Genomic DNA, 9802 nt, shown 5'->3' on the forward strand with positions numbered 1-9802 from the left:
CCGATGGGCATGCGTTTGGATCTGTTCTCTCACGTTCCACGCTTGAATTTTCTCAGGCTCAGGCCTTATGGCGAGAACCTGGCGACCCCGGCCGTCACAGTCTGGTTGGGTTTCGCCTGGGTCGTCATTCTGTTGATGGCCAGTATCGAGGGGATCGTCTGGGGGCTGATCGGCGCCTCCATCGTCCCCCAGGGGGCCAGCTGGCTGAGTCCGGTGGCCGGGCTTTTCTTGTTCGCGTTGATGTTCGCGATCATCTGGATCGTCGACGCCTCGCTGATTCTATCCGAGCGGCCAGTCTTGCGCTTGCGGCGCGGGATTCCTGGGACGACTCAAGGCATCGGCCCGCTCACGCGCTGGCTGTTCGGTTTGCTGGTCCGGGTCGCCATCGTCGCGGTCTCGCTGTATGTGACCGCGCCCTTTCTCGCCAAGCTGATCCGGGCCGACGATATCGCCTCCTATCATCAGCGCCAGGTCGAACAGTATTTCGCCCAGCGCGACGCGGCGCTGCGGGAGCAGGTCAATGCGCGTACCGCCCAGATCGATGCCTTGTATCGAGACCGCACCCAGCCGCTGGAGGCGCAGATTGAGCGGCTCAACCAATCGCTGACGCTGGAGCGCGAACAACGCGCCCGGATCGAAGCCGAATATGCGCCCGAAATCGCGGTTCTGCGGCAGGATCTGGCGGCGGCGCAAGCGCGCGTCGGCGACGAGTTGATGGGGCGCGATGGGCGTCCCGAGGGCCGGGGACCGGAGGCGCGCAAATGGGAGGCCAATGCCAGCCGGCTGGCCGAGGCGTTGACCGCCAAGCAAGCGGAAATCGACCGCCGCCTAGCGACGGTCGCGCAACGCATCGACGAGCTTGAACAGGCGCTGCGCACCGAATCGGGGACGCTGCGGCTCCTGCGACAGGAACGGCAGCAACGCCTCGATCAGGCGACGGCAGAGGAGACCGCGCGGCAGGTGGAGGCGCAGCCGCCACGTCTGACGTTCGCCGCGCGCTCCAGGATCCTGCAAGCGCTGCGCGAGAGTCCCGACGAGCGCGGCGTGCCGCATTTCGAGACGGTGGAAGGGTTTTCACAGGCGGCGCTCGGCGTCCTGTTCTTCGCCTTGATCGCGCTCAAGCTCTTCGAGCCGCCCGCCGTGAGCGCCTATTTCAATGAGAGCCTGCAATTGCAGTATCGCAAATATCTCGCTGGCGGCTTGGCCGAGATCCCCGGCTTCGAACTGCCGGAAGATCCCGCGAAACGTCTAAATCCGGTCGAGTTCGCGCGTCTGTGGCAGGCCTTCGAGAGAGATCCTGAAGCCTTCCAGACCCGTCGCCAGGCGTTGCTGGAAATCCGTCAGCCTTTGCTGAAATACCAGGCCAAACTGTCCTTCGAGGAGGAACTGCTCGCCCGTCGCCGGGAGAATCTCGACCAAGAGCAGGACTTTGCGCAACGCCGCCGCAACCTTGAGTTGACGGCTTACGATCAGGAGTTGCGCTTGCGGATTGCGCAAGTACAGGCGCAACTCGATCAAGAGACCAAGGCGCGCATGGACCATCGCCGGAGCGAACTGGCGAACGAGTTGCAGCAGGCACGCGAGGAATGGGAGCGACACAAAACCCAGGAAGAGGAGAGCTTGCGCCAGCACCGGGAGACGTTTGAACAGTCGCAGGCATTGGCGCGGGAGGAGTTGCGTCTGCGCGCGCAGGAGATTGAGCGACTCCGCGAGCAGCACCAGGCGGCGATCCGCCAGACCGACCTCGAACGTCAGCAGGCCGAGCAGCGACTGATCGGCGAGTTGGACATCAAGCGCAGGCGTGAAGCGCTCCAGGTGCGTCAGACCGGCATGCGCGAGGAAATCGACCGACTGCGCGGCCTGGAAGCGCGGCAGGTCGCGGAGCGCGCCGCGCTGCGCGAGACAGGGCGCACCTTGTGCGAAGGGATCGAGACCTGCCGCCAGAAAATCGAGACGGCGGAAAGCGAACTTGCCGCACGGCAGGCGCAGGCAGCCACTCTGACGCGAGCCATCGCCGAAGCAACCGCGCAGTCCGCCGCAACGGACCGGCGGATCAAAAAAGGCTTCTGGTCGCGCGGGAACGCATCCAGCGACACCAAAATCCTGCGCGAGTCCACGCGGGATCTGAAGGCGCTCGAAAAATCCGCACACACGGAGCGCGAACGTCTCGCTCGCTTGCGCGAGGAATTACAGGCATTGGAAATCCGCAAGCTGAACCAGGACAGCGAGCTGGATGAAGCGAATACCCGCCTCTCGGCGCTCCAAGCGCGCATCCACTTTTACGAAGACAGTCTCGGTAACCTGCTTTGCTCGGGCGGCGACGAGGATGAGAGAACGGCTGGAGCCGGCGATCAGGAGCTTCAACGCCGCTCTTAAGCCGCGTTCGACTCCAATGCCGGCGTGGTTGCTTCGCCCAAGCCAAGCGCTCAAAACAACGCATCCCGGTCTCCTGGGCGCGGTTTAAAAGTTACGAACCATTCAAGATCGCGCGACAGGACGCAGGAGGAACGGGTGCGCCAGAACCCTGGCCGGGTTTTTTCTTGACGGGCTTGCGGGCCTCCTCGCTGAACCACCAGGTAAGCTCCTCGCCACAGCCATCTCCGGGCGGCAGTGCAGCCTGTCGATCGCATTGCGGGCTCCCGGGCGGACAGGCCAGACGCACATGGAAATGGGCGTCATGTCCCTTCCAGGGGCGCACCTTGCGCAGCCAGCCGCGCTCGGCAGTCGCGCTCCGGCACAATTCGCGCTTGATCGCCGGATTGACAAAGATACGATCCACCGAGCGGTGACGCGCGGCGGTTTCGATCAGAAAGCGCTGATCCTCGCCCCAGGCATCGCTGACGAACAGACCGTCCGGGCGCACCATGCTCCTAGGGTCGGGCTGCTGGTCCATCCGTCGTCTGCCGTCAGCGGGCGAGTCCGCCAGCGTGAACCAGAGATCCACGTCCAGACCATTCTGATGGCTGCGATGCGAGGACGACATGAGTCCGCCGCGCGGCTGGCTGAGATCGCCGACCATCATCGCAAGACCGCGCCGACGCTGCTGGGCGCGCCCGACCTCCTCAATGAACCGGAGCAGTTCGGGATGACCGTAATAGCGGTTGCGATAGCGCCGGATGCTGACATAACCGGCGCCCGTTTCCGGCAGCACATCCGCGCCGCCGATACAACCGTTGGACACGCCCCCGATGACCTGGACCGGCCCCTGGCTTGGTGATCTCACCTCCGCCCAGGGGGTGGCCAGTCCGTCCGACGCGGGGAGGCACAGACAGAGCAGCGCGCCAAGCAGCAACGGCGCATACATGGTTCTGTCCGAACGATGCGAAATTTTCACGTTGAACATCCGAATCTGCCTCACATCGGAAACCCGCCGGGCGGCATCCCACCCGGCGGCAAGCCGCCGCCCGACCCGAAGCCCGGCGGCATCCGGCCCTGCATCGACCGCATCATCTTGGCCATGCCGCCGCCCTTCATCTTTTTCATCATTTTTTGCATCTGCATGAACTGTTTCAGCAGTTGATTCACGTCCTGCACCTGAGTCCCCGAGCCGGCCGCGATCCGGCGCTTTCTGGAGCCCTTGATGACGGCCGGGAAACGGCGCTCGTTGAGGGTCATGGAGTTGATAATGGCGACCAGCTTGCCCATCTCCCGGTCGTTGGCGCGATTCTTGACATGTTCCGGAATCTGACCCATGCCGGGGAGTTTTTCCATCAGGCTCGCGATCCCGCCCATCTGGTTCATCTGCTCCAACTGCTCCTTGAAGTCGGCCAGATCGAAGTCCTTTCCTTTCTTGAGCTTTTTGACCAGCTTTTCGGCCTTGTCCCGGTCGACCTTGGCCTGGACCTCCTCAACCAGCGAAACCACGTCGCCCATGCCAAGGATGCGCGAGGCGACCCGGTCCGGATGGAAGGGTTCGAGCGCCGCCGTCTTCTCGCCCGTGCCGAGAAACTTGATCGGCTTCCCCGTGATCTGGCGGATCGAGAGTGCCGCGCCGCCGCGCGCATCGCCGTCGGTCTTGGTCAGGATCACGCCGGTCAGCGGCAGCGCCTCGTCGAACGCCTTGGCGGTGTTGGCCGCGTCCTGGCCGGTCATGGCGTCGACAACAAAGAGCGTTTCGATGGGATTCAAGGCAGCATGGATGGCCTTGATCTCGTCCATCATCGCCACGTCCACATGCAGACGGCCGGCGGTATCGACAATCAGCACGTCCTTATAATGCTTGCGGGCGCTGTCCAGGGCGCGCTTGGCGATCTCGACCGGACCCTGATCGCCGCTGCTCGGAAAAAATTCCGCCCCCACCTCGGCGGCAACCGTCTTCAACTGTTCGATGGCGGCCGGACGGTACACGTCGCAACTGACCACCATGACCGATTTCTTTTGTTTTTCCTGGAGCCAGCGCGCGAGCTTGGCCACGCTGGTGGTCTTGCCCGAACCCTGCAGGCCCGCCATCAGCACCACCGCCGGCGGTTGCGTCGTCAGGTCAAGCTGTTCGTTGGCCTGACCCATGATGCTGACCAGTTCGTCGTTGACGATCTTGATCAGCACCTGACCTGGGGTCAGACTCCGGGTCACCGCCTCGCCGAGCGCCTTCTCGCGGATCTCCTCGACGAACCGGCGCACCACCGGCAGCGCCACATCCGCCTCCAGCAGGGCCATGCGCACCTCGCGCAGGGTCTCCTTGATGTTGTCCTCGGTCAGACGGCCCTGACCCCGCAGATTGGTCAGGACGCCTTCAAAACGATCCTGGAGATTCTCGAACATGATCCGACCTCGAAAAGAGAGCTGTCAGCGATAAAATAGACTGTCAGCGATGTAGCGTATAACTTGCGAGTATAATATGACGCACGCAATGCCCCGCGTCGTTTTCAGTCCCACTTTACTTGCACAATGCTGTCGAGCTTATGACTCATACCCTCCTTGCCACCGTCGCCACCCTCTGCTACCTGGCCGCCGCCGCCTTGATCGGTCTGCGCCTGTTTCGCAAGGAGGGATGGATCCCCGAGCGCAATCTCGCCATCTTCGTCGGCTTCGCTGGCCTGGCCCTGCATAGCTGGCTCTTGTGGGATAGCATTTTCAGTAGTGCCGGCCTCAATCTGGGCTTCTATCATGCCTTGGCCCTGACCTCCTGGACGATCATTGCGCTGCTGCTCGTCTCCAGTCTGACCAAACCGGTCGACAATCTCGGTCTGATCCTGCTGCCGGCCGCCGCGCTGAGCCTGATTCTGGAGGCCAACTTTGCCGAGGTCGGTTTTCTGCGACCCACGGCGAGCTGGGCGCTGAAAATCCATGTCCTGCTGTCGATGCTCGCTTACAGCCTGCTGACGCTAGCCTCGGGCCAGGCAATCCTGCTCGCGGTGCAGGATCGCCATCTGCGACGCCGTCGGGCTGGCGGCTTCATCCGCACCCTGCCGCCGCTTCAGACCATGGAAAGCCTGCTTTTCGAGATGATCACCGCCGGTTTCGTGCTGCTCACGCTGGCACTGTTGAGCGGCTTCGCCTTTCTGGAAAACATGTTCGCCCAGCATCTGGTGCACAAAACCGTCCTCTCGGTGCTTGCCTGGCTGGTATTCGGCGGTCTGCTGGTCGGCCGCTTCCGCAAGGGCTGGCGCGGACGCACGGCGATTATCTGGACACTCGGCGGCTTCGTCATCCTGATCCTCGCCTATTTCGGCACCAAGGCGGTTCTGGAATTTATTCTGAAAACGTAATTCCATTTGAACTGGGCCTTGTATCCAAGCGCCGAAAAGATGCAGAATTGACCAGTCGCGCAGGAGACCGGTTTCGCGGGTCGCCTGTCGGTTCATGAACTGGATGTTCAATCCTGGGGCCGTAGCTCAGCTGGGAGAGCGCCGCGTTCGCAATGCGGAGGTCAGGGGTTCGATCCCCCTCGGCTCCACCATTTCAGCATCCGCGACCATCCGCGGACGTTCGAGAACCCGCCTAAGTGCGGGTTTTTTATTGCCTTGTTGGTCCATATAGGGGTAACATCGTCCGTGAGCATCCACTAACGGGCGGGGGTAACTTTCTGGGGTAACCCAGTAACCCCCATCAGGAGTTACCCCCAATGCCGCTGACAGACACCGCCGTTCGCAACGCCAAGCACGCCGACAAGCCGTTCAAGCTGACCGACGAGCGCGGGCTATTCCTGATCGTGACGCCGAGCGGGGGTAAGTGGTGGAGACTCAAGTATCGGTTTGGGGGTAAGGAGAAACTGCTATCCCTTGGCGTGTACCCCGACGTTGGGCTGAAGGACGCCCGCACTCGCCGCGACGAGGCCCGCAAGCTGCTGGCCGATGGGGTTGATCCAGGTGAGCACCGCAAAGCCAAGAAATCGGCGCGAGAGGACCGAGCGGGAAACAGCTTCGAGGTCATTGGTCGAGAGTGGTTCGCCAAGCACGCCCCGAATTGGGTTCCCTCGCACGGAGACAGGATTATCCGCCGCCTGGAGCGTGACGTTTTCCCTTGGATTGGCGGTCGCCCCATTGCTGACATCCTCGCACCGGAATTGCTGGCCGTGGTTCAGCGGATCGAAAAGCGTGGTGCCCTGGAAACCGCGCACCGTGCCTTGCAGAACTGCGGACAGGTTTTCCGGTATGCCGTCGCCACCGGGCGAGCCGACCGCGACCCCTCCGGCGACCTTCGCGGTGCATTGCCGCCCGTGAAAGGGGGGCACTTCTCAGCCGCGACCGACCCCGCGCGGGTTGCCGAGATCCTGAGGATGATCGACGGCTATCAGGGAACGCCGACCGTCTGCGCGGCGATGAAGCTGGCCCCGCTCGTATTTGTCCGCCCTGGCGAGTTGCGAAAAGCACAATGGGCGGATGTTGATCTGGACGCTGCCGAATGGCGCTACCGCGTCAGCAAGACCGACACCCTGCATATCGTTCCGCTCTCCACGCAGGCCATGGGCATCCTGAAGGATCTGGAACCGCTCACCGGGCGCTCCACGTTCGTCTTTCCGAGCGCGCGAGCCAATGACCGACCCATGAGCGATAACGCCGTCCTCGCCGCCATGCGTCGATTGGGCATCCCGAAGGACGAGATGAGCGGGCACGGTTTCCGCGCGACGGCTCGAACCATCCTGGACGAGGTTCTAGGCTTTCGTCCGGACTTCATCGAGCATCAATTGGCCCATGCCGTGCGCGATCCAAACGGGCGCGCTTACAACCGCACCGCGCATCTGGACGCCCGCCGCCACATGATGCAGTCGTGGGCGGATTATTTGGATGGACTCATGCGCGGCGCGGACGTGATCCCGCTTCGGCTGGCAGGCTGACACCGCATCTTGTGGCAAGCGAGCGATCTAACCGCAAAAGGTTGTTGACAGACGCGGTATTCCGTCCTAGCCTTGCATCTGTCGTGTAACCACACGGCATCACAATTTAACCGGCGCATGAGTGCCCTCAATACCGCATCAGGCGGGGAGGCACTCTATGTCCGCTCCAAGTTCCAAGCAATTCCTTCGATTCCCCGAAGTCTCTCGCCGAGTCGCGCTGAAAAAGAGCGCGATCTACAAGCGCGTCCAAGAAGGCACTTTCCCCGCTCCCGTTAAGCTCTCCGAGCGTTGCTCCGTTTGGCCCGAGGATGCTATCGACGGCTGGATGCAGCGCCAGATGGACGCCGCCAGCGGTCAAGCTGGGAGCGCTGCGCGATGAGCATCTCCAAAAACCACTCGCCACCATGGCGCGCCAAGTCATCCGCCAGACACAGAAAAGCCGCACCGGGGGCGATCCGGCACGGCTTGGCAAAGCATCATCAAGGCGCGTATTCTGTTGCCGTTCGTGAACCCCGCCAAGGGTTCACGACAAAGCCCGACTGACGAAACCAGTTGAGCACCGGCAGGAAGATTTTAACGCACCCGCGCCCAAAAAGCGCCCCTCGTGCGTCTCTCCGCGTCCTGCCTCTGCCCCGCTATCCGTTCAGTCGATCAACCAATCTTTGTTTGGAGATCGACCGCATGAAAACCACCAACACCCGTTTTTCCGAAATTCCCGTCCTTGGCGAAGACGCTAATTTTTTCAGCGTCAATGCCGGTATCCCGGTTGGCTTCGCGCTGAACGAAGCCGCGTCCATGGCCTCATCGGCGATTGAGACGCTGGTAAATGCCGCGTCCAATCTGGAGCCGACCAGCGATGCCAGCGCGATTCACTGCGCTATCTACACGCTGAAATCGGCGTGCGGACTTATCGAGTCCGTTGTTCGCGCGGTCGAGGTCGCCGATCCTGCCCCCAACCCCGACGCGGAGCCGATGAGCGAGGTGGCAGAATGAAGAACGCAACCCTAATCGCGATCTTCGATTGGCTGTCGGTCTTCGCGATCACGACCAACCTCGTCTTGATTGTGTCCGTGTTTTTGCTGGGAGGGATCGCGTAATGACCTCAAGCCCCAAGGACGGGGCGGTTCACGCCGCCCCTATCGTTGCCATCCCAGCCGAACTATTCAAGGGCAAGAATCGCGCCCTGGCCGCCGAGCTAATCACCATCGTCGGTGACCTACGGGAATACTGGCCGCTAACCGTTCGCCAGACATATTACCAAGCCGTTTCGCGGTTGCTGGTTCAGAATCACCAGAATGAATATCGCAAGGTTTCGCGGTTATTGACCACCCTGCGCCGTCACGATCTGCTGCCCTGGCACGCCATCGAGGACCGCACCCGAACCACCTTCGGCAAACGGGGAAGGCCAAACGTGGGCGAGTACATCCAGGGACAGATTGAATCCTTCCTTGACCCCTACGGGTATGGCAGGTGCTACATCCAGGACCAGCCGGTTTATGTCGAGGTCGCGACGGAGAAGGACGCGCTTTCGTCGATCATGTCGGAGGCAGTTTGGTACTTCTGCACCCGACTGAACATCGTTCGCGGGCAGGTGTCGGCGACGATGGTCAACGCGATGGCCGAACGCTTCGACAGGGCCGTGATGCTCGGGAAACGTCCTATCCTGATCTATCTTGGCGATCTTGATCCGTCCGGGATCGCCATCCCCAAAGCCTTGCAGCGCAACATGGCCGACTGGCATTCGGTCGAGGTTGAGCTAATCCGCGTGGCGCTGAATCCCGACCAGATTAGCAAATACCGACTACCCCTCTCCCCGGACGCCGCGAAGGAATCCGATCCGAACTATCAGGCATGGCTTGCAGAGTATGGCGACCAAAGGCCAGTAGAGCTTGATGCCCTGCACCCGCGCGACCTGACCCAGATTACCAAGGACGCCCTATCGGCAGTCTATGACATGACCAGCGTGGACGCCCACAAGGCCAAGGAAGCGGAAGAACGCGACCTGTTACGCCAGATGAAACACCGCGTCGAAGACTTCATCGCGGGCGAATGGCCGGAGGTATTCCATGCTGCATAATTCTACTTTGTTAACTTTGACTGTCGCATAAATTAATGAATTTTAAGTTATTTTTTATTAGGCGCAATAAATCTTCATTTACTATGCCCCTATTGAAGATAGATGTTGGCGGTTTATGGGTGATTATAGGCGCTCAACGCGCCACTAGAACCCTATTGTTTATGTGTATTTTTGTTTATTATCATAAAATTTAAACACTTAAAGATTTTTTGAAGGTAACAAAGTAGAAATAACGATCTTTGTACAAGTACCAACATGGCCACACTCACCGCACATCAAGCGTTCCAGGCCCCCGGCCCACAAGCCGCACCCGACGCCCGCACGATGATGATAGCCCTCACGGATCGGCACGCCGAATGGCGGATGACACAAACCGCGCTCGGTGCTGCGATTGAGTATGACGTGGGCAACCTGAACCGCGTCCTCAAAGGCAAGCAGGAGATGAAGGA

The 9802-nt window shown here is 61.1% G+C and carries 9 protein-coding genes and 1 tRNA gene; 8 read left to right on the top strand and 2 right to left on the bottom strand.

Features of this window, described 5'->3' with window-relative positions:
• Positions 1 to 3: 3 nt before the first annotated feature.
• Positions 4 to 2376: a hypothetical protein gene (locus CCR95_RS06035; protein WP_201092766.1), complete on the top strand. Its 2373-nt coding sequence runs from the start codon at positions 4 to 6 to the stop codon at positions 2374 to 2376.
• Positions 2377 to 2467: 91 nt separating this feature from the next.
• Here the strand turns inward: CCR95_RS06035 and mepA are convergent, their stop codons facing one another.
• Both mepA and ffh read right to left on the bottom strand, forming a co-directional pair.
• Positions 2468 to 3304 (bottom strand): penicillin-insensitive murein endopeptidase, encoded by an 837-nt coding sequence (gene mepA, locus CCR95_RS06040; protein WP_242523088.1) that lies wholly within the window; start codon positions 3302 to 3304, stop codon positions 2468 to 2470.
• Between the two features lie 50 nt (positions 3305 to 3354).
• The gene (gene ffh / locus CCR95_RS06045; protein ID WP_201092768.1) at positions 3355 to 4761 is read right to left on the bottom strand and encodes a signal recognition particle protein; all 1407 of its coding nucleotides are present in this window, start codon (positions 4759 to 4761) and stop codon (positions 3355 to 3357) included.
• A 140-nt stretch (positions 4762 to 4901) separates the two neighbouring features.
• On the opposite strand from ffh, the gene CCR95_RS06050 reads away from it, so the two are divergent.
• The 7 genes from CCR95_RS06050 to CCR95_RS06080 form a co-directional block, all read left to right on the top strand.
• Complete coding sequence (locus tag CCR95_RS06050) at positions 4902 to 5708, top strand: cytochrome C assembly family protein (RefSeq protein ID WP_201092770.1); 807 nt, start codon at positions 4902 to 4904, stop codon at positions 5706 to 5708.
• Positions 5709 to 5823: 115 nt separating this feature from the next.
• Positions 5824 to 5899 (top strand) — tRNA-Ala (locus CCR95_RS06055).
• 165 nt (positions 5900 to 6064) lie between these two features.
• Entirely contained in the window at positions 6065 to 7276 is a 1212-nt protein-coding gene (locus tag CCR95_RS06060; protein ID WP_201092773.1) for a tyrosine-type recombinase/integrase, read from the top strand.
• A 157-nt stretch (positions 7277 to 7433) separates the two neighbouring features.
• Positions 7434 to 7655: a helix-turn-helix transcriptional regulator gene (locus CCR95_RS06065; protein ID WP_201092775.1), complete on the top strand. Its 222-nt coding sequence runs from the start codon at positions 7434 to 7436 to the stop codon at positions 7653 to 7655.
• A 287-nt stretch (positions 7656 to 7942) separates the two neighbouring features.
• Positions 7943 to 8269, top strand: a complete 327-nt coding sequence (locus CCR95_RS06070) for a DUF3077 domain-containing protein (RefSeq protein ID WP_201092776.1) — start codon at positions 7943 to 7945, stop codon at positions 8267 to 8269.
• Positions 8270 to 8372: 103 nt separating this feature from the next.
• The gene (locus CCR95_RS06075) at positions 8373 to 9353 is read left to right on the top strand and encodes a hypothetical protein (protein ID WP_201092777.1); all 981 of its coding nucleotides are present in this window, start codon (positions 8373 to 8375) and stop codon (positions 9351 to 9353) included.
• Positions 9354 to 9608: 255 nt separating this feature from the next.
• Positions 9609 to 9802: hypothetical protein (locus CCR95_RS06080; RefSeq protein WP_201092778.1), on the top strand; the 194-nt coding region annotated here is incomplete at its 3' end.

The organism is Thiocystis minor (assembly GCF_016653465.1).
Taxonomy (GTDB): Bacteria; Pseudomonadota; Gammaproteobacteria; order Chromatiales; family Chromatiaceae; genus Chromatium; species Chromatium minus.